This window comes from Pseudomonas sp. I8001 (assembly GCF_013385345.1).
In the GTDB taxonomy this organism is placed as follows: domain Bacteria; phylum Pseudomonadota; class Gammaproteobacteria; order Pseudomonadales; family Pseudomonadaceae; genus Aquipseudomonas.
Window position 1 is genome coordinate 297,744 of the sequence record NZ_JACAQC010000010.1, and the last position, 19,806, is coordinate 317,549.

Annotated in this window: 18 protein-coding genes; 10 read left to right on the forward strand and 8 right to left on the reverse strand. The window is 60.3% G+C overall.

All coding sequences use genetic code 11. The features are described 5' to 3' along the window. Positions 1 to 282 precede the first annotated feature (282 nt). Positions 283 to 1,596, forward strand: coding sequence for a branched-chain amino acid transport system II carrier protein (brnQ, locus tag HX839_RS10950; protein ID WP_003210565.1), 1,314 nt, complete (start codon positions 283 to 285; stop codon positions 1,594 to 1,596). A 149-nt stretch (positions 1,597 to 1,745) separates the two neighbouring features. Here brnQ and HX839_RS10955 read toward each other — a convergent pair whose 3' ends face one another. Further along, complete coding sequence (locus HX839_RS10955) at positions 1,746 to 1,988, reverse strand: hypothetical protein (protein WP_003210564.1); 243 nt, start codon at positions 1,986 to 1,988, stop codon at positions 1,746 to 1,748. Between the two features lie 157 nt (positions 1,989 to 2,145). On the opposite strand from HX839_RS10955, the gene HX839_RS10960 reads away from it, so the two are divergent. The 4 genes from HX839_RS10960 (at position 2,146) to HX839_RS10975 (ending at position 5,860) form a co-directional block, all read left to right on the forward strand. Next, complete coding sequence (locus HX839_RS10960) at positions 2,146 to 2,622, forward strand: PaaI family thioesterase (RefSeq protein WP_177067045.1); 477 nt, start codon at positions 2,146 to 2,148, stop codon at positions 2,620 to 2,622. Continuing rightward, positions 2,619 to 3,071, forward strand: a complete 453-nt coding sequence (locus tag HX839_RS10965; protein WP_063028212.1) for a PaaI family thioesterase — start codon at positions 2,619 to 2,621, stop codon at positions 3,069 to 3,071. Before HX839_RS10960 ends, HX839_RS10965 begins: the two co-directional genes overlap by 4 nt. 89 nt (positions 3,072 to 3,160) lie before the next feature. Further along, entirely contained in the window at positions 3,161 to 5,065 is a 1,905-nt protein-coding gene (gene htpG, locus HX839_RS10970) for a molecular chaperone HtpG (protein ID WP_003210561.1), read from the forward strand. A 66-nt stretch (positions 5,066 to 5,131) separates the two neighbouring features. Then, complete coding sequence (locus tag HX839_RS10975; RefSeq protein ID WP_008434010.1) at positions 5,132 to 5,860, forward strand: dienelactone hydrolase family protein; 729 nt, start codon at positions 5,132 to 5,134, stop codon at positions 5,858 to 5,860. 135 nt (positions 5,861 to 5,995) lie between these two features. On the opposite strand, the gene HX839_RS10980 is transcribed toward HX839_RS10975, so the two are convergent. Further along, positions 5,996 to 6,868, reverse strand: a complete 873-nt coding sequence (locus HX839_RS10980) for a pirin family protein (protein WP_177067046.1) — start codon at positions 6,866 to 6,868, stop codon at positions 5,996 to 5,998. A gap of 64 nt (positions 6,869 to 6,932) precedes the next feature. Continuing rightward, positions 6,933 to 7,349 (reverse strand): OsmC family protein, encoded by a 417-nt coding sequence (locus HX839_RS10985; protein WP_003210558.1) that lies wholly within the window; start codon positions 7,347 to 7,349, stop codon positions 6,933 to 6,935. Between the two features lie 140 nt (positions 7,350 to 7,489). On the opposite strand from HX839_RS10985, the gene HX839_RS10990 reads away from it, so the two are divergent. Both HX839_RS10990 and HX839_RS10995 read left to right on the forward strand, forming a co-directional pair. Then, positions 7,490 to 8,494 carry an amidohydrolase family protein gene (locus HX839_RS10990; RefSeq protein WP_008434016.1) on the forward strand — a complete coding sequence of 335 codons (1,005 nt, stop codon included), beginning with the start codon at positions 7,490 to 7,492 and terminating at the stop codon, positions 8,492 to 8,494. A 148-nt stretch (positions 8,495 to 8,642) separates the two neighbouring features. Beyond that, positions 8,643 to 10,268, forward strand: coding sequence for a methyl-accepting chemotaxis protein (locus tag HX839_RS10995; RefSeq protein WP_003210555.1), 1,626 nt, complete (start codon positions 8,643 to 8,645; stop codon positions 10,266 to 10,268). Positions 10,269 to 10,772: 504 nt separating this feature from the next. On the opposite strand, the gene fabB is transcribed toward HX839_RS10995, so the two are convergent. The 5 genes from fabB to HX839_RS11020 form a co-directional block, all read right to left on the reverse strand. Beyond that, positions 10,773 to 11,993, reverse strand: coding sequence for a beta-ketoacyl-ACP synthase I (fabB, locus tag HX839_RS11000; protein WP_003210553.1), 1,221 nt, complete (start codon positions 11,991 to 11,993; stop codon positions 10,773 to 10,775). Positions 11,994 to 12,004: 11 nt separating this feature from the next. Continuing rightward, complete coding sequence (gene fabA / locus HX839_RS11005; protein ID WP_003210552.1) at positions 12,005 to 12,520, reverse strand: 3-hydroxyacyl-[acyl-carrier-protein] dehydratase FabA; 516 nt, start codon at positions 12,518 to 12,520, stop codon at positions 12,005 to 12,007. 248 nt (positions 12,521 to 12,768) lie between these two features. After that, positions 12,769 to 14,670: an ATP-binding protein gene (locus HX839_RS11010; RefSeq protein ID WP_102369646.1), complete on the reverse strand. Its 1,902-nt coding sequence runs from the start codon at positions 14,668 to 14,670 to the stop codon at positions 12,769 to 12,771. Then, the gene (locus HX839_RS11015) at positions 14,667 to 15,578 is read right to left on the reverse strand and encodes an ABC transporter substrate-binding protein (protein WP_177067047.1); all 912 of its coding nucleotides are present in this window, start codon (positions 15,576 to 15,578) and stop codon (positions 14,667 to 14,669) included. The genes HX839_RS11010 and HX839_RS11015 overlap by 4 nt, the downstream gene beginning before the upstream one ends. Before the next feature lie 20 nt (positions 15,579 to 15,598). Further along, complete coding sequence (locus HX839_RS11020) at positions 15,599 to 17,731, reverse strand: TonB-dependent siderophore receptor (RefSeq protein WP_085984626.1); 2,133 nt, start codon at positions 17,729 to 17,731, stop codon at positions 15,599 to 15,601. Between the two features lie 195 nt (positions 17,732 to 17,926). Between HX839_RS11020 and HX839_RS11025 the strand changes: the two genes are divergently transcribed. The 3 genes from HX839_RS11025 to sixA are packed head-to-tail and all read left to right on the forward strand — an operon-like array spanning position 17,927 to position 19,756. Then, positions 17,927 to 18,952, forward strand: a complete 1,026-nt coding sequence (locus HX839_RS11025; RefSeq protein ID WP_003210548.1) for an NAD(P)H-dependent glycerol-3-phosphate dehydrogenase — start codon at positions 17,927 to 17,929, stop codon at positions 18,950 to 18,952. A 10-nt stretch (positions 18,953 to 18,962) separates the two neighbouring features. Further along, the gene (locus HX839_RS11030) at positions 18,963 to 19,310 is read left to right on the forward strand and encodes a DUF4389 domain-containing protein (protein ID WP_177067048.1); all 348 of its coding nucleotides are present in this window, start codon (positions 18,963 to 18,965) and stop codon (positions 19,308 to 19,310) included. After that, positions 19,307 to 19,756 carry a phosphohistidine phosphatase SixA gene (sixA, locus tag HX839_RS11035; protein WP_177067049.1) on the forward strand — a complete coding sequence of 150 codons (450 nt, stop codon included), beginning with the start codon at positions 19,307 to 19,309 and terminating at the stop codon, positions 19,754 to 19,756. Before HX839_RS11030 ends, sixA begins: the two co-directional genes overlap by 4 nt. The last annotated feature ends 50 nt before the right edge of the window (positions 19,757 to 19,806 follow it).

The window sequence follows — 19,806 nt, forward strand, 5'->3', positions numbered from 1 at the left end:
GCTGATACACCGCTTTCGCGAGCAAGCCCGCTCCCACATTCGATCGCATTTCAAAATTTAGATATAAAAACGCGACATAAAAATGTCGCTTATCGGACAGTTCGCCCCGCAACAGTGCGTTTGACCCGCAAATTCGTTAGGCTAGCCGCCTCTTTATGCGTGTGCCTCCCAAAAGGAAGCCTCGCGCCAGACCGGTCGGTCCCCATCCGGACCGGCAGTATTTCCCTCATCCATAGGGAAGCCCTCTCTAAATTCCGATTCAGTAGTGTGGTATTTCCTCAAATGAAAGTGTTGAAAAGCCAGGACATCCTGGCGTTGGGCTTTATGACTTTTGCCCTGTTCGTGGGCGCCGGCAACATCATCTTCCCGCCAATCGTCGGTTTGCAGTCCGGGCCTCATGTCTGGATGGCAGCGCTGGGCTTCCTGATCACCGCGGTCGGTTTGCCGGTGATCACCGTGGTCGCCCTGGCCAAGGTCGGTGGTGGCATGGACGCGTTGAGCAGTCCGATCGGCAAGATCGCCGGTGGCTTGCTGGCAGCGGCGGCCTACCTGGCTGTCGGCCCGTTGTTCGCCACCCCGCGAACCGCCACCGTTTCCTTTGAAGTGGGCCTGGCGCCGCTGACCGGTGAAAGCCCGCTGGCGCTGTTCCTCTACAGCTCGGTGTACTTCCTGCTGGTGTTCTTCATCTCCCTGTACCCGGGCCGTCTGCTGGATACAGTCGGTCGTTTCCTGGCACCGTTGAAGATCATCGCCCTGGCCGTCTTGGGCATTGCTGCCTTTGCCTTGCCGGCCGGCGATGTGGGTGTTGCCACCCCTGAGTACGTGGCTGCACCGTTCTCCCAGGGCTTTATCAATGGTTACCTGACCATGGATACCCTCGGCGCCCTGGTATTCGGCATTGTGATCGTCAACGCGATCCGCTCCCGTGGCGTCGAGTCGCCGAAGCTGATCACCCGCTACGCGATCATCGCCGGGCTGATTGCCGGTGTGGGCCTGGCGCTGGTGTACATCAGCCTGTTCCGCCTCGGTTCGGGCAGCCATGAAGTGGCGGCCGGTGCCGCCAACGGCGCCGCCGTGCTGCACGCCTACGTCCAGCACACCTTCGGCTCCCTGGGCAGCGGCTTCCTCGCCGTGCTGATTTCCCTGGCGTGCCTGGTAACCGCGGTGGGCCTGACCTGCGCCTGCGCCGAGTACTTCAGCCGCGTACTGCCGCTGTCCTATAAGACCCTGGTGGTGATCCTGGCGGTATTCTCGCTGTTTGTGTCCAACCTGGGCCTGACCAAGCTGATCGCGTTCTCGATCCCGGTGCTGACCGCCATCTACCCGCCGTGCATCGTGCTGGTGGCCCTGAGCTTCTGTAAGGACTTCTGGCAGGAGCAGGGCCGGATCGTTGGCCCGGTGATGCTGGTGTCGTTCATCTTCGGTTGCATTGACGCGCTGAAGGGCGCGGGCCTGGCTGACTGGATGCCATCGCAACTGGCTCACCTGCCGCTGAGCGAGCAGGGCCTGGCGTGGCTGGTGCCTTCGGTGATGACGCTGGTGGTTGCGGTGGTGATTGACCGCCTGCTGGGCAAACGCAGTGAAGCGATGGCTTAAACGTTTAGCCACTAACTTGTGCCGAGGTTTAGTTCGAAGTTTCGAGCTGCCCGGCCGGGTTAAAAGCACCGGACAAAGTAAAGCCCGCTATTAAGCGGGCTTTCTTTTGCAACATGACTTTTCAAGTCACAGTGTTCAAGTCGTCAGACTCAAGAACCGGTTGCAGGTGTTGCTTCTTTCGCTGCAGCTTCGTTCGATTCAGCCTGAGCTTTGGCAGCATCGGCGTTTTCTTTCGCAGCGTCGTTCACTTTATCCTGTGCTTTCGCCATGTCTTTTTGAGCTTGCTCAGAGTGGGCTGCGGCGTCTTGGGCTTTGTCTTCGGATTTTTTGTCGCAGGCAGCGAGGCCGAGGGCAGCAGCCAGCATCATGGAAATAGCTAAAGTCTTGCGCATGGGGTGTTTCTCCTTATTGAAGATATCTACTGGCCTTTCGAGCCTATGCCCAACGCTTAGTTCCTTAAATCTCACAGATATATAAGGCTTTTCCCTAGGGAACTTTCAGCAAGGTTGTCTACTCCGCCGGCTCCACACTAATAAGAGTCTTTAACGAATGACCGAAAATCCTCTTTTATCCCGTGCCACGCGCTTTGTTTCAGCCTTGCGCCACTGCCAGGTGCTGGGCATCCAGGTGCACGCCGCCAGTGAGGACGGCATGACGCTGGTGTTGCCCTATGCTCCGCATATCGTCGGTGACCCGCAGACCGGCGTGATCCACGGCGGCGCCATCACATCCTTGATGGACACCGCCTGTGGCATGGCTACCTTGTGCGTACTGCCGGAGTTCGAGGTTTGCCCGACCCTGGACCTGCGCATCGACTACATGCACCCGGCCGAGCCCCATAAACCGGTATTCGGCTTTGCCCAGTGCTACCGGGTGACCATCGACGTGATCTTCACCCGCGGCTTCGCCTACCAGGACGATCCGCAGCAACCGATTGCCCACGTGGTGGGCACGTTCATGCGCATGGGCAAGCGCCTCAAGGGCAGCCAGGGCCTGGGCAATGCAATCAAGGGAGAACAGGCATGAAACATCAGTTCAAGACCCGTCTGCAGCAAGCCCACGAGCGCGGCAACTATGAAGCGCTGCTCAACCTGATTCCCTACGCCAAGCTGATTGGCATCGAATGCACGCGGCTGGGGGATGAATTGCTGTTTCGCATGCCGGCCAACAAGGACAACATTGGTAACCCGATATTGCCGGCGATCCATGGTGGGGTGATCGCAGGCTTTATGGAGCTGTCCGCAGCCTTGCATTTGCTGGTTTTCACCGGTGCGCCTGGTGTTCCCAAGATCATCGATTTCTCCCTGGATTACCTGCGCGCCGGCCAGTTTCGCGACACCTACGCCAAATGCCAGGTGTGGCGCCAGGGCCGACGGGTGGCCAATGTGGCTATTACCGCCTGGCAAAGCACCCCGGCCGAACCGATTGCCACCGCCCGCGCGCATTTCAAGATTGAGGAACCGGCCCGCCCTTGAAATCCTGGTCTTAGCCCCCAACTTTGATGACAACCCGCCGCCAACCCTCAAGGGCGCGGCCACTGCCATCCAATTGGAGTTTGATGACCATGAGTGTGGAAACTCAAAAGGAAACCCTGGGCTTCCAGACCGAGGTGAAGCAACTGCTGCACCTCATGATCCATTCGCTGTATTCCAACAAGGAAATTTTCCTTCGCGAATTGATCTCGAACGCCTCTGACGCTGTCGACAAATTACGTTTCGAAGCCCTGTCCAAGCCTGAGTTGCTGGAAGGTGGCGCGGAACTGAAAATCCGTGTGAGCTTCGACAAGGACGCGAAAACCGTCACCCTCGAAGACAACGGTATCGGCATGAGCCGTGACGATGCGATCACCCACCTGGGGACCATCGCCAAATCCGGCACCGCTGATTTCATGAAGAACCTGTCGGGCGACCAGAAGAAAGATTCGCACCTGATCGGCCAGTTCGGCGTGGGCTTCTACTCGGCCTTCATCGTTGCCGACAAGGTTGAAGTATTCAGCCGCCGTGCCGGCCTTGCCGCCAGCGAAGGCGTGCATTGGTCTTCCAAGGGCGAGGGCGAATTTGAAATCGCCACTGTCGACAAGGCTGACCGTGGTACCCGCATCGTCCTGCACCTGAAGTCCGGTGAAGACGAGTTCGCCGATGGCTGGCGTCTGCGCAATATCATCAAGAAGTACTCCGACCATATCGCGTTGCCGATCGAGTTGCCGAAAGAACAAGCGGCGGCCGAAGGCGAAGAAGCCCCAGCCCAGGAATGGGAAGTGGTCAACCGCGCCAGCGCCCTGTGGACCCGTCCTCGTACCGAAGTCAAGGACGAGGAATACCAGGAGTTCTACAAGCACATCGCCCACGATTACGAAAACCCGCTGAGCTGGAGCCACAACAAGGTCGAAGGCAAGCTGGAATACAGCTCGCTGCTCTACGTACCGGCCCGTGCTCCGTTCGACCTGTACCAGCGTGAAGCACCGAAAGGCCTGAAGCTGTATGTGCAGCGCGTGTTCGTGATGGACCAGGCGGAATCGTTCCTGCCGTTGTACCTGCGCTTTATCAAGGGCGTGGTTGACTCCAACGACCTGTCGCTGAACGTGTCGCGGGAAATCCTGCAGAAAGACCCGATCATCGACTCGATGAAGTCGGCGCTGACCAAGCGTGTCCTCGACATGCTGGAAAAGCTGGCGAAAAACGAGCCTGAGCAATACAAGGGCTTCTGGAAAAACTTCGGCCAGGTCATGAAAGAAGGCCCGGCAGAAGATTTCGCCAACAAGGAAAAAATCGCCGGCCTGCTGCGTTTCGCATCGACCAACGGTGACGACGGCGAGCAGAACGTTTCCCTGGCTGAATACCTGGCTCGCGCCAAGGAAGGTCAGGACAAGATCTACTACCTGACCGGTGAAACCTACGCTCAGGTCAAGAACAGCCCGCACCTGGAAGTCTTCCGCAAGAAAGGCATCGAAGTGCTGCTGCTGACCGACCGCATCGACGAGTGGCTGATGAGCTACCTCAGCGACTTCGACGGCAAGAGCTTTGTTGACGTCGCCCGCGGCGACCTGGACCTGGGCAACCTGGATTCCGAAGAAGACAAGAAAGCCGCTGAAGAAGTGGCCAAGTCCAAAGAGGGTCTGGTTGAGCGAATCAAGACCGCCTTGGGCGATGCCGTCAGCGAAGTGCGGGTTTCCCACCGTCTGACCGATTCCCCGGCGATCCTGGCCATCGGCGAGCAGGACCTGGGCATGCAGATGCGTCAGATCCTGGAAGCCAGCGGTCAGAAGGTTCCGGATTCCAAGCCGATCTTCGAATTCAACCCGGCTCACCCGCTGATCGAGAAACTCGACGGCGAGCAGAGCGAAGAGCGGTTTGGCGACCTGTCGCACATCCTCTTCGACCAGGCAGCCCTAGCTGCCGGCGACAGCCTGAAAGACCCGGCCGCTTATGTGCGCCGACTGAACAAGCTGTTGGTTGAACTGTCGGTTTAACACCGTTGTAGAAAAACCCGCTTCGGCGGGTTTTTTCGTTCTGGAGCCTTTCACCTGGAGTAAATGATGAGCCAAATCACCGTGCGTTCCGTGGTCTATCAGATTGATGGCCAGTCTTATGAAAGCCGCCTGGCATTTGATGCCAGTCATAAGGGCCCGCTGCCAGGGTTGTTGATGGCGCCGAACTGGATGGGTGTCAGTGCCGGCGCTGAAGAGATCGCCAAGAGCGTGGCCAGCAAGGGCTACGTGGTGCTGCTTGCCGACCTGTACGGGCAAACCGTCCGCCCTTCGAACGGCGATGAAGCGGGTGCGGCGATGATGCCGTTGAAGAATGACCGGCCGCTGTTGAACAAGCGCATGCAGGTCGCGCTTGATCACCTGAAAACCCAGACTGAAGCGGCGGTGGATACCTCGAAGCTGGCGACCTTTGGTTTCTGCTTCGGTGGTTGCTGCTCCCTGGAGCTGGCACGTACCGGTGCACCGTTGAAAGCTGCCGTTTCGTTCCACGGCAGCCTCGACACGCCGAACCCGGCCGATGCAAAAAACATCAAGGGTTCCGTGCTGGTGTTGCACGGTGCTTCCGACCCGTTGGTGCCGAAGGAGCAACTGCCGGCGTTTGAAGACGAAATGAACGCCGCCGGTGTGGATTGGCAATTGCTGAGCTACGGCGGTGCGGTGCACTCGTTTACCGACCCGCACGCGAATGTGCCGGGCAAGATGATGTATGACGCGAAAACCGCTGCGCGGGCCTTTCAGTCGATGCATAACTTGCTGGATGAAGTGTTCAAGGGCTGATAGTTCGGTTGCCTGAGCTGGCCCCTTCGCGAGCAAGCCCGCTCCCACATTTTAACCGTGTACATCCTGAAGGAACGCGGTCGAAATGTGGGAGCGGGCTTGCTCGCGAAGGCTGTTTCACAGGCAATAAAGCGCTTAAGCCTTGCCTCCAGGCAACTCGATCCGCTCACTTTCCCCCGGCACTGTCGGCCAATCCCCAGCCGCCCAACGCTGCCGAGCCTGCTCAATCAACGCCGGATCACTCGCGACAAAATTCCAGTTAATCCGCCGTGGCCCATCCAGCGCCGCGCCGCCGAACACCACCAGGTGGCAATCAGTCTCGGCAAACAGCCCCATGCTTGCGCCTGCCGGCAACACCACAAGGCTATGTACCTCCAGCGCTTCGCCATCCAACTGCGCCTCACCCTCCAGCACATACACCGCCCGTTCTTCATGCTCATCCGGGATCAGCAGGGTGGTAGCCGTCTGCATCCGCACCTCGGCATACAAGGTGGGCGACAACACCGGCACCGGCGATTCGAGGCAAAAGCCATTGCCGGCAATCAGGCGAATCTGCACGCCGAGGTTATCGCTCACCGGCAAGCTGGCGGCCGGATGATGGCTGTAATGCCCAGGTCCTTGTTCATGTTCCGTGGGGGAGGCCAGCCACACTTGCAACCCGTGCAGGCTGAAACCACTGGCCTTCAACGCCTCGGGGCTGCGTTCAACGTGGGCAATGGCACTGCCGGCTGTCATCCAGCTGACGTCCCCGGCCTTGACCACCTGATCGGAGCCGAGGCTGTCCTTGTGCAGGAGTTCGCCTTCAAACAGGTAGGTCAGGGTAGAGAGGCCGATGTGCGGGTGTTGGCGAATGTTCATGCCGGTACCCGGGGCATAACGGGTTTGCAGCATATGGTCGAAAAACACGAAAGGCCCGACGCTGCGGCATTGCCTGGAGGGCAGTGGGCGCAGGATCGGTTGGCCTTCCACATCTTCGGCGCGCGGGCGAATCACGGTCACGGTGGTCATGGTGCTTCCCAGTCTGAGCGGGTCTGATGGTACTGAGCATAACCCGCTCGACGGGAGGTTGCCGCTACTGGCTGAAGGCGCCTTCGGAGAGCCGGGTCTCGATGGTAACTTCGGCCGTGGTCATCAGCTTGTGCACCGGGCAGCGATCCGCCACGCGGTGCAGCTCGTCGCGCTGCTCGTCAGTGAGTACGCCCTTGAGGGTCAGTTTGACGTTGAGCTTGTATTTGCCCTTTTGCTCTTCGGTGCTGTCATGGGTGACTTCCACGGTCACGCCGGTCAGCGGTATGTCTTTTTTCTGCGCATAGAGCTTGACGGTCAGGGCCTTGCAGGACGCCAGTGCGGCGTCGAAGTAATCGTGGGGGGAGGGCGCCGAATCGTCGCCGCCCAGGCTCTTGGGCAGGTCGGTAAACAGCTCGTGGTTATTGATATTGACGCTGTGGCGGAAGTTTTCGGCGTTCAGCGTGTTCACGGTAACAGGCATGGCAAACCTCACAGGGTGGCAGGAAGAAGCTCATGCAGTTATAGAGCATGCTGGCACGTTGGTGTTCCCCGTTGTTTACCGCTGAACCCGCAGGCGCGGTCCGAGGTCTACCGGCATTAGCCCTTGTTTGAGATACCCCCGTGCGCCGGACCCGCCTGAGTATTGCCCTGTTGCTGACCGCCGCAAGCCTTGCGGTGCAGGCTCGCGACTATGCCTACAGCGATGCACACCTGCATTACGTCGATTTCTTCCAGGAGTCGGCGGGCATGGATAAATTACTCAAGGCCATGGCCGATAATCGCATCGAGCATGTGATGATTTCCGGCATACCGGTGGCCAAGAAATGGCATGAGGACGAACCCAAGCGGCCGCGCTATTACGCCGGGGACGACGCCGACGCCTATTGGTACAGCGCCACCGACGTGTTCGTCGCCGATGCGGTCAATAAGCTGAGCCCGGAGCAACGTCAGCGCTTTCATCCGTTCCTCAGTGGTTTCAATCCCAACGATAAAAATGCCGCATCCCATATCCAGCGCATGCTCGATCTCAATCCTGGGCTCTGGCAAGGCATCGGCGAAGTCTTCACCCGTCACGATGACCTGACCGCGTTGACCTCCGGCGACACCCCAAGGGCCAACAATGAGGCGATGACCCGCATCTATCACCTGGCCGCGGAGAATGATCTGCCGGTGATGGTGCATTCCAACATCACCTCCAAGCGTGAGAAAAATCCGTTGTACCTGGCGGAAATGGAAGAGCCGCTGCGTAATCACCCGCACACCCGGTTTATCTGGGCCCATGCGGGCAGCAGCATGGAGATCCATCGGCACCAGACGCAGATGGATTTTTTGCTGCCGACCCTGGCGCGCATGCTGGAGGCTTACCCGAACCTGTACGTCGACCTGTCCTGGAGCGTGCTCACGCCTTACTTGCTGGATGAGGCGGGAAAGGCACGCCCTGAGTGGGTAAAGCTGGTGGAGCGCTTCCCGGACCGCTTCATGCTTGGCTCAGACGTGGTAGGACGATTCAACAAGCTCGGTAAGGAAATGCGCAGCTTTGACCCGTTCCTCGATGCGTTGCCAGAGGATGTGGCCAGAAAGGTCGCACGGGACAATTTCCTGGCGATTCTGCCCAAGCCCAGGTGATGGGTTTAGCTGAATCGCTACAGCCGGGGCGGGGCGATCATAAGGCGTTTTGATATCGCGTTTTCGTCTTAGGCAAACGTCTCAACTCGCCGATACCTTTCAAGAGCCCGCTGCAGGTGGATGCAGCGCTTTTGGAAGGATTCCGAGCATGAATATCAGAAGTCTGAATATCGCCCCTCGCGCCGGCCTGGGGTTTGGTTTGCTGGCGCTGATGGTGTTTGCCCTGGGCGGGTTCGCCTTGTTGCAGATGGGCAATATGCGCCAGCAGTCTGACCAGGTGGAAAACAACTGGCTGCCCAGCGTGATGGCGGTCGGCGAGATGAATCAGGACCTGCTGCGGGTGCGGGCCCTGACGTTGCGGCTGCTGCTTAACCGCGACCCGCAGGCAATCACGCAGAATGAGCAGAAAATCACCGAGCTGAAAAGCGGCCTGCACAAGGCTCAGTCCCTCTATGAAGGTTTGATCGTGCTGCCTGAAGAGCGGGTGCTGTTCGATCGCTTTAAAACCGAGGAAGAGCGTTACCTGCAGCGCCAGGAACAGGTGATGGCGTTTTCCCGGGCGAATCAGTTGGAAGACGCGATCAAGGTGGTCAACGGCGAGATGAACCAGTTGGCCGACGAACTGGCCGGTACCCTGCGTGAGCTGGTGACGTTGAACAAGGTCAGTGCCAATCAGGCGGCGAGCCTGGCGCAAAGTGTGTTCACGCAATCGCGCAGTTGGGTGGTTGGCATGATTGCCGTGACGGCGCTGATCACCATCGGCCTGGCATTGTTGCTGACCCGCAGTATTGTGCTGCCGTTATCCCAGTCTTTGAAAGTCGCCCAGGGTGTGGCCAGTGGCGATCTGACCGGGGTGATTACTGTCAGCGGCCAGGATGAGCCGGCGCGTTTGCAGCAGGCGCTGAAAAGCATGCAGGAGAGCCTGCGGGAAACCATTCGGCGTATTTCCGATTCGTCCAGCCAGTTGGCGTCGGCTTCCGAAGAGCTTAGTTGCGTGACCGAAGATGCCACCCGTGGGTTGCATCAGCAGAGTCAGGAAATTGAGCAGGCGGCTACTGCGGTGAACCAGATGACGGCGGCGGTGGAGGAGGTGGCGAGCAATGCGGTGGCTACGTCCCAGGCGTCGCGGGAGTCGGATCGTATCGCTCAGCATGGGCGCGAGCAGGTGCATCAGACGGTGTTGTCGATTGAGTCCCTGGCGGATGATGTGACGGCCAATGCGACTCAGGTGGAGGACCTGGCGCAGAAGGTATATGGCATCAGCAAGGTGCTGGATGTGATTCGTTCGATTGCCGAGCAGACCAATTTGCTAGCGCTGAATGCCGCCATCGAAGCGGCGCGAGCTGGGGATGCCGGGCGTGGGTTTGCGGTGGTGGCGGATGAGGTGCGTGCCTTGGCCCATCGTACGCAGCAGTCGACCCAGGAAATCGAGCAGATGATCAGTGGGATTCAGCAGGGGACTGATCAGGCTGTCAGCTCCATGCAGCAGAGCAATACTCGGGCGCGGTCAACGTTGGATATCGCCAAGTCGGCGGGGACGGCGCTGGAGGAGATTGCTTCGGCGTTTACCCTGATCAATGAGCGCAACCTGGTGATTGCCAGTGCCTCGGAAGAACAGGCGGCGGTGGCGCGGGAGGTGGATCGCAATTTGATGAATATTCGCGATTTGGCACAGCAGACGTCGGCGGGGGCGAACCAGACCAGTGCGGCGAGCCAGGAGTTGTCGCGGTTGGCGGTGGATCTCAACACGATGGTGGCTAGGTTTTCGGTTTAGGTTGTTGGGGGAGTATGCCCGTTGCTGTGGTAGGGGCTACTTATGGTTTCGCTCTCGCAGCGAGTCACTTTGCAAAAGCGGCAAAGTAAGCAAAGCGCTCTGCCTCGCCTGTCGGCGGGGCGCCTAAGATCAAAAGCAAGAGCACGGCGGCCTGGAAGCCGACCTGAGTGTTAGAAGCAAAAGCAGAACCGCTTTTCTGTCGGAGCCGGCTTGCCGGCGAAAACCTGAGAACGCCGCGTTGAATCAGGATGCCAGCGTCATCGTTAACGACCTTCGCGAGCAAGCCCGCTCCCACATTTGGACCGTGCCCGCTTTAGCTTTTGATTTTGCTTCTAAACACTCAAGCCTGAGCGAGGTGCCGAGTGATCGGGCAAGAGCGTTTTGCTTACTTTTGACTGGGCACGCATTCCGGCTTTCAAAAGTGAGCCACTGTAAGCGCGGTAAACGGGTAAAAAAACGCCCCGAACCAGTCGGGGCGTTTTCAGGCGATCAAGCTGCGAGAGCTTACTTACCCTGCCAGCGTTTCAGCACCAGGGTGGCGTTAGTGCCGCCAAAGCCGAAGCTGTTGCTCATCACTGTATTGATGGTCGCATCTTCACGAGTCTTGGTCAGGATAGGCATGTCAGCCACGTCCGGGTCCAGTTCCTCGATGTTGGCAGAACCCGCCATGAAGTTGCCTTCCATCATCAGCAGGCAGTAGATCGCTTCGTGAACGCCAGCGGCGCCCAGGGAGTGACCCGACAGGCTCTTGGTAGAGCTGATCGCCGGAGCCTTGTCGCCGAATACCGCACGCACGCCTTCCATTTCCTTGGAGTCGCCGACCGGAGTCGAAGTACCGTGGGTGTTCAGGTAGTCGATCGGGGTATCAACGGTGGACATGGCCATCTGCATGCAGCGGATGGCGCCTTCGCCGCTTGGCGCAACCATGTCGTAGCCGTCGGACGTCGCGCCGTAGCCGACGATTTCCGCGTAGATCTTCGCACCACGGGCCAGGGCGTGTTCCAGCTCCTCGACCACCACCATGCCGCCACCGCCGGCAATGACGAAGCCATCACGGTTCTTGTCATAGGCGCGGGAGGCTTTGTCCGGGGTTTCGTTGTACTGGGTCGACAGGGCGCCCATGGCGTCGAACAGGAACGACTGGCTCCAATGTTCTTCTTCACCGCCGCCGGCAAACACGATGTCCTGCTTGCCCAACTGGATCTGCTCTACAGCGGTACCGATGCAGTGAGCACTGGTGGCGCAAGCGGAGGAGATCGAGTAGTTCACGCCCTTGATCTTGAACGGCGTGGCCAGGCAGGCGGAAACGGTGCTGCCCATGGTCCGCGTGACGCGGTACGGGCCAACGCGCTTGACGCCTTTCTCGCGCAGGATGTCCAGCGCTTCCATCTGGTTCAAGGTCGACGCGCCACCGGAACCGGCGATCAGGCCGGTGCGCACGTTGGATACCTGGTCTTCGCTCAGGCCGGAATCGGTGATCGCGTCCTTCATGGCCAGGTAGGCGTAAGCGGCTGCGTGGCCGACGAAGCGATAGATCTTGCGATCGATCAGTTCTTCGAGGGGCAGGTCGATGGAGCCGGAAACCTGGCTACGCAGACCCATTTCGGCATATTCCGGGTTGAAGCGGATGCCAGGGCGACTTGCACGCAGGTTAGCGGAGACGGTCTCTTTGTCATTGCCCAGGCACGAAACAATGCCCAGACCAGTGATAACGACGCGGCGCATGCGGATAACCCTTAAAAGTTGTCAGTGGAAGTGAATACGCCGACCCGAAGGCCTTCGGCAGTATAAATCTCGCGACCGTCGACAGTCACCGAACCATCGGCAATGGCCAGGTTCAGCTTGCCCTTGAGGACGCGCTTGATTTGAATGTTGTAAGTGACTTTCTTGGCGGTCGGCAAGACCTGGCCAAAGAACTTCACTTCGCCCGAACCCAGGGCGCGACCGCGGCCCGGCAGGCCTTGCCAGCCCAGGTAGAAACCGACCAGCTGCCACATGGCGTCAAGGCCCAGGCAGCCCGGCATCACCGGATCGCCTTCGAAATGGCAGGCGAAAAACCACAGGTCAGGGGTGATATCCAGCTCGGCGACCAATTCACCTTTGCCGTACTTGCCACCCTCTTCGCTGATATGGGTGATGCGATCCACCATCAGCATGTTCGGGGCGGGCAGTTGCGCGTTACCTGGGCCGAACAGCTCACCGCGACTGCAGCGCAGCAGGTCTTCCCGAGTAAAGGCGTTTTGTTTGGTCATGCGAGCTCCTCAATAATCCCATGCGGCAGGGCAGGGCAAATCTTCCCGGCCGACTGAAGCGTTCATGCCTCATATCGGCAGCCTACACATAGACTATTGCGTTGTAGTGAAAGTCACAGCGTCAAGGTCATGAATGTACACTTGTGCACTGAAATTATAAACCGGGCCGGTTTACGGGCCCGTTCGGGTGCCTAAGACTGCCGCACTTTCGTCTTTCACGCCAGTCGCAGTTGGCTGATGGCACCGTGTTACTGCACCCATCTCTGCAGGATTTGCTGCAAATCCGTGCGTTTGAACGGCTTTGCCAAGTAATCGTTCATTCCAGCTGCCAGGCAGGCTTCGCGATCGCCCTGCAAGGCATTGGCCGTGAGGGCAATGATTGGCAGCTCGGCGCAACCGGGCAACTGGCGAATCTGCCGGGTAGCCTCGTAGCCATCGATGCCCGGCAGTCGGCAGTCCATCAGGATTGCGGTAAAAATCAGGCTCTCGGCGCTGCGAATCGCTTCGGCGCCGTCGGTGGCGATGCTCACCTCGAACCCCAGGCTGCGCAGCATGGCTTCGACCACCGTGCGATTGACCGGGTTGTCTTCCACCAGCAACACGTTGCGCCCTTCGCCCGCACGGCCATTGCCTTCGGTATTCGGCGCGAGCACCGGCAAGCTCTGCTGGTAGATCGCCAGCGGGATTTCCAGGGTGAACACCGAGCCGTGGCCTTCTTCGCTCTGGGCGCGCAGGGTGCCGCCCATGCGTTCGGCCAGGGTGCGTGCGATAGGCAGTCCCAGTCCGGTGCCGCCGTAACGTCTTGAAATGGAACTGTCGGCTTGCTGGAACGCATCGAACATCAGTTCCAGGCGCTCGGCGGAAATGCCAATCCCGCTATCGCGCACGGTGCAGGTGAACCACAGCAATTCATGGTCCAAGGTCTGCCAGTGGGGTTCGACGGTGACGGTGCCCTGCTCGGTGAACTTCAGGGCATTGCCGATCAGGTTCACCAAAATCTGCCGGATGCGGGTCGGGTCGCCCTGTACCTGCAGCGAGCCCAGGCCCTGGGGGATCGGCACTTCGAGCGCCAGCCCGCGCTGTTGGGCGGCGTGCTGGAAGGCCTGGGCGCAACTGCTGATCAGCTCCACCAGGTCGAACGGAATGTGCTCAAGCTCCAGGGCCGCGCGCTCGATGCGCGAGAAGTCGAGGATGTCGTTGATCACCTTCAGCAGGTGTTCGGTGGACTCCGATGCCAGCGCCGCGTATTCGGTCTGTTCCTCGGTCATGTCGGTGGTTTCCAGCAGTTGCAGCATGCCCAGCACCCCGTTCATCGGCGTGCGCAATTCATGGCTCATCATTGCCAGGAAGTCCGACTTGGCATTGTTCGCCCGCTCGGCTTCTTCGCGGGTCTGGATCAACTGGGCCATGGCCTGGTGCTGTTCACGACTGGCCTGGTTCAAGCCATCGGCGAGGTTATTGATGTGGCGCGACAGGTCGCCCAGCTCCGAGTCATCCACGATGGGCAGCGGCGTCTGGTAATCGCCCTGCTGGATCGCCTTGACCGCATTGCCCATGGCGCTGATCGGTTGCGACAGGCTGGCCGCCAGGCGCCGGGCCAGCAGGAAGGTAAACAGCAGGGCGAACAGCGCGAGAATCCCGGCCTTGAACAGGATTTCCTGCTGGCGCTGGCTGAACGCATCGTTGGACATGCCGACAATCACTCGCCCCAGGTAGTCCGCGCGCGGGGCCTTGGGCTCGGCAGTACTGTCCTGGAAGAAGTCATTGCCCAGCTGGATATGTTGCAGGCGAATCGGCGCCTGGAAGACTTTCACCGACAGCGAGCGATCGTGCTTCTCCGACGGTTGCTCGACATACACCAGGATATTTTCTGCGCTGTCCTGAATCTCCAGGAAGCGCACGTGCGGCGTGGCGAGGGTGGCCCGCAACAGGCTTTCAAGCACGTCGTTGTTGCCGGAAATCACCCCGTATTCGGTGGCCGGCGCCAGTTGGTTGGCGATCAACTGGCCGGTGTGGTCCAGTTCCTGGCGCAGGTCCTGGATCCGCACGAAGGTGAAGAAGCTGATCAACAGCAGCGTCAGCAGGAGTGCCGGGCCCAGGGTAATGAGCTGGGTCCGGGTGTTGATGTCCCAACGGCGACGAAATGTCATGGGCGTTTTTCTCCTTCGGCCAGGCGGGCGGCGACGTTGGTTTCGTCCACCTGTTCGATCCCCAGTGAGCGCGCAACCTGCGGGTTGCCTACGACTTTGAAACGTTCCGGGTACAGCGAGCGCGGCCAACTGGCCGGCGCATGATCCAGCAGGCGGTCGAGCACATCCAGCCAGTCGGTCTGATCGCTGTAGGTGCTGGCCAGGCTGCCGGCCTTGACGAACCCGGCGTTGGGCCCGACCAGTGGCAATTGCCTGGCGTAGCTGCTGAGCAGCAGGTTTTTCGCGGTTTTCGGGTTGTACAGCTGGGGATCATCCAGCCCCAGCAAGACGTCGCTGCTCTTGAACAGGCTTTGCAGCGGGCGACTGTCATTAATGTTTTCCCAAAGCTGGGGCACGATCTCCAGGCCCATGGGCGCGGCGTACTGGCGCAGCTCGCGCAGCAGGAACTCGCTGTCGATGCCATAGAGCACGCCGATGCGCCGGGCCTGAGGCAGGATGCCGGTGATCAGGCGCAGTTGTCGGTCCAGCGGCGGGTCGCTCCACAGCAGGCTGATCTTCGCAGGCAACGTGGCACCCAGGCGCTGGCGCGCTTGCAGGCGGCTGATGCGCAGCACCAGGGTCGGTGGGCCCTGGGCGTCTTGCAGGCGCCAGTCAAGGCTGGGCAGGTCCAGCAGGATCAGGCGGGTGCTGGTCGGCAAGTTTGCGGGGGCGGGCAGGTCCTTGAGCGGGGTGAACTTCACGCTGTCTTCGGGACGCTGCAGGGCCAGGGCCTGGACGAATGTTTGTACGCCCGGGCCGTCTTCGTCGGCGGTCAGCAGGATATCCGCTGCCCATGTCGGTGCGCCGAACAGTAAAACCCCAAGCAACACACAGCACCGCCAGAGCCGGGCGGTAAAGGGCAGGGTCATCCGTGACGAGTCGCTGTCCACTAGAACTCTAACTCCGCACTGAAGTAGAGCACGTGGCGTTGGTCATAGTTGTTGTCGGGCCAGGTGGTGGGCTGATTGTCGAGGCGTTGTTGCAACATGCCGGCCAGCTCCACGTTGGCTTTGCCCAAGGCAATGCGCTTGGCCACCCGCAGGTCGACCCGTTCGAAGCGATACTGGTTGAGCGCATCGTCGCCATAGTAGAACACCGCGCTGGACCAGCCATGGCCCCATTCTCGCATCCAGCCGGCCGAGCCGCTGTTGCGCGCGGTCTGCTGCCTGTCCAGGGGGTTGGTGGCACTGGCATCCACGTAAGCATAGGTGACGCGCAGCCGGTCGGCGGTGCTCATGTGCCAGTCGAGCTGGGTTTCGGTGCCGGTAAAGCGCGAGCTGTTCGAGTTGCTGGCGATGTACTGGTTGTTGCGCAGCGGCTCGCTGACCATTTCGCTGATTTCGTCGTAGAACAGCTTCACGTCGACGTTCAGCCCGATGTCGGCAAAAAAGCCGTTGTAGCCCAGCTCCCGGGAGCGCATCAGCTCTTTGTCGAGGTTGCCCGGGCCGCGGGTCACCACGAAGTATTGGCCGGAGTTCTGGCCGTAGGCCGGCGAGCTGAGGTTGGTGACGCGGTAGCTCCAGTTGACGTTGTTCTCGAACATGTCCGGGGAGCGAATGGCTTCGGAGTACACCGCGCGCAGGCCGTGGCGCGGGTTGATCAGGTAGTTGACGGCCACCCGTGGCGTCAGCGAGTTGCCGCTCAGGTGAGTGTCTTCGTACATCGCGCCGCCCTGCAGCAGCCAGTGTTCGCTGGCCCGCCATTCCAGGTGGCCGAACAGGCGCCAGGTGGTGTCGTCCAGGGTGCCGTTGAAGTAGGTGTCGGAGTCGGCGCGGTCGTAGCGGTAGTTCATGCCGCTGACCAGGCGCAGGCTGTCGGACAGGCTGAGGGTGTCTTGCAGCTCCAGGTCGTAGCGGCTTTCCTTGGTGCTTTGGTCGATGTTGCCGCAGACCGGATCCTTGCCGCCGTCCCCCCATTGCTGGAGCACCTGGCGGGCCAGTGCCTGCTCGGCGGCGCTGCCGGGTGGAAGGTTGCCTGGGTTGAAGTTGTTCATGTGCCGGGCCAGTCGCTCGGCATAGTTGGGGTTGAGCTGCCACAGCTGCGTCAGTTCCGGGCTGAACGAGACCTTGGCATCGCACGCGCGCCAGATCTGCCGGCGATCCCATTGCTGGGCCGAACCCTGGATATACAGGCTGTGATCGGGGTTGAAGTCGAAGTTCCAGCGCAGGGAACCGGCATAGTCCTTGGCGCTGACGTCGGAATTGTTACCGCCTTCGGTAATCCCGTCGAACACCGGTTGGTAGGTATAAGGGCGCTGGTTGGTGCCTTCCTTGGCGTCCAGTTGCCAGTCGATGCTTTGTTGCGCATTCAGGGTCTGGCTCACGGCCAGGCTGAAGCGGTTCAGGCGGCGCCCGTCGCGGCGGTCAGCGCCCACGCGGTCGCTGTCAAAGCCATCGTCCTGTTGACCGGACAGTGACAGGCGCAAATCGCCGGTGTCCCAGCCCATGCCCTGGCTGGCGTACCAGTCGTTGATCCCTCGGCCGCCCTGGGTGAGTTTCATCCGCGTGCCATGGCTGTTGGCCGGCGAGCGGGTGAGGATGTTGACGACGGCCATCAGCGCGTTGGCGCCGTAGCTGACGGTATTGGGGCCGCGGAAGACCTCGATGCGGTCGATGTCTTCCAGGGCTACCGGAATATCGCTCCAGTCCACCGTGGCCAGGCCCGCGCGGTACACCGAGCGCCCATCGATCAACACCTGCATGCGCCGCGCATCGCCCGCCTGGGTGCCGTGGTAATTCACGGCGGCCTGGTTGCCGGTGGTGTAGCCGACCATCATCCCGGGCACCAGCCGCAGCAGTTCGGGGATATCCCGCGCACCGCTGGCCTTGATCAGCTCGCTGTCGATCACCGTCATGCTGCCGGGCACGGCGGCGGCCGATTGCTTGAGCCGGGTGGCGGTCAGCACCTGCGGCAGCGGCTGGCTGTCGAGGAACAGGTCGTCAGCCAGCACCGGCACACTGCACCACGGCATGCACAACAACGTCAGCAGAAGGGATGAGCGAGGAGGAGGGCCCAAATACACGGCACGGCCTTGATAATTACGGATAGCCGCCCATGTTAACTGAGGTGGGGCCTTTTGCCAGTCGTCGGCCCTGTAATTACTTCGCACAAATGTCGCATTTTCCGACAAGCGTTTGAATTGACGCGGGGGCTGGCCGCAGGCGGGTCGCTCCGTATAATGCGGCCATCGCCACTGCTATGGATTAACGGATTGCATATGACTGAACAGCGCCCTATTGCGGTCCTGGGAGGCGGAAGTTTTGGTACCGCCGTGGCTAATCTGCTGGCTGAAAATGGTCACCGGGTGCGCCAATGGATGCGTGACCCCGAGCAAGCCGAAGCCATTCGGGTCAACCGGGAAAACCCCCGTTACCTTAAAGGCATCAAGATTCTGCCGGCCGTGGAGCCGGTGACTGATTTACAGGCGACGCTGGACGAGTGCGACCTGTGCTTCGTCGCGCTGCCCTCCAGCGCCCTGCGTTCGGTGCTTGCACCCCATGCCGAGCGGCTGGCGGGCAAGCTGCTGGTGAGCCTGACCAAGGGCATTGAGGCGCACACCTTCAAGTTGATGAGCGAGATCCTTGAAGAAATCGCCCCCGAAGCGCGGATTGGCGTGTTGTCCGGGCCGAACCTGGCGCGGGAAGTGGCTGAGCACGCGCTGACTGCCACGGTGATCGCCAGTGAAGACGAAGAACTCTGCGAGCGGGTGCAGGAGGTGCTGCACGGTCGCACCTTCCGCGTGTACGCCAGTGCCGACCGTTTCGGCGTCGAACTGGGCGGGGCGTTGAAGAACGTCTACGCGATCATCGCCGGCATGGCGGTTGCGCTGGGCATGGGTGAAAACACCAAGAGCATGCTGATCACTCGCGCCCTGGCCGAGATGACCCGGTTTGCGGTCAATCAGGGCGCCAACCCGATGACCTTCCTTGGCCTGGCGGGTGTGGGCGACCTGATCGTCACCTGCTCGTCACCGAAAAGCCGCAACTATCAGGTCGGTTTTGCCCTTGGCCAGGGCTTGAGCCTGGAAGACGCCGTGACGCGTTTGGGCGAAGTGGCGGAAGGCGTCAACACCCTGAAGGTGCTGAAGGCCAAGTCTCAGGAGGTCGGGGTGTATATGCCGCTGGTTGCCGGGTTGCACGCGATCCTGTTTGAAGGGCGCACCTTGAACCAGGTCATCGAGTTGCTGATGCGCGCCGAGCCGAAGACCGATGTCGACTTTATTTCCACCAGTGGTTTCAACTGAGGAACGCGTCATGAACGATCCGAAAGCAGCTCCCAAGTACGAATCCATTGGCCTGCGTGTGCTGTGGATGCTGGTGTTTGCCCTGGTGTGGCAAGTGGCGCAGTTTCTGCTGGGCGCGCTGGTGGTGGTGCAACTGGTTTATCGCCTGGTGTATGGGGCGCCGAACCTGGGGCTGATGAATTTTGGTGACAGCCTGAGTCAGTTCTTGGCGCAGATTGGGCGGTTTGGCAGTTTTCACAGTGACCAGAAGCCTTGGCCGTTTGCAGATTGGCCGACGCCCCGTGCACCGGAAGGTGAGGCTGCTCACAGTGTGCCGCCTGCAACGCATCCGGCGCGTGATGAGGAACCCAAGCTATGAAGGTGTGGGTGTTGCGTCACGGTGAGGCCGAGGGGCATGCGCGTACGGATGCCGAGCGTAATTTGACGGCCCATGGGCGCGATGAGGTGTTGCGCAGTGCGGCGCATCTGATCGGGCAGCCGATTCGGGCGATCATTGCCAGTCCGTATGTGCGGGCGCAGCAGACGGCGCAGTTGGTGCGGGAGGCGTTGGGGTTTGAGCCTGAGATCCGCACTGTGCCTTGGTTGACGCCGGAGAGTAATCCGCTGGAGGTGCTCAAGCATCTCGACAATGACGATGATGTGTTGCTGGTTAGCCATCAGCCGTTTGTGGGGGGGCTGATCAGTTATTTGCAGCATGGGCATTTTCGGCAGCCGCAGGCTATGAGTACGGCGAGTTTGGCGGAGTTGGAGGGGGATTTTCCGTTGGCGGGGTTGATGAGTCTTTTGAGTGTTCGGAATCCTTAAGGTTGGTTTTGGGTACATATCCGTTGCTGCGGTAACGGCTGCTTATGGTT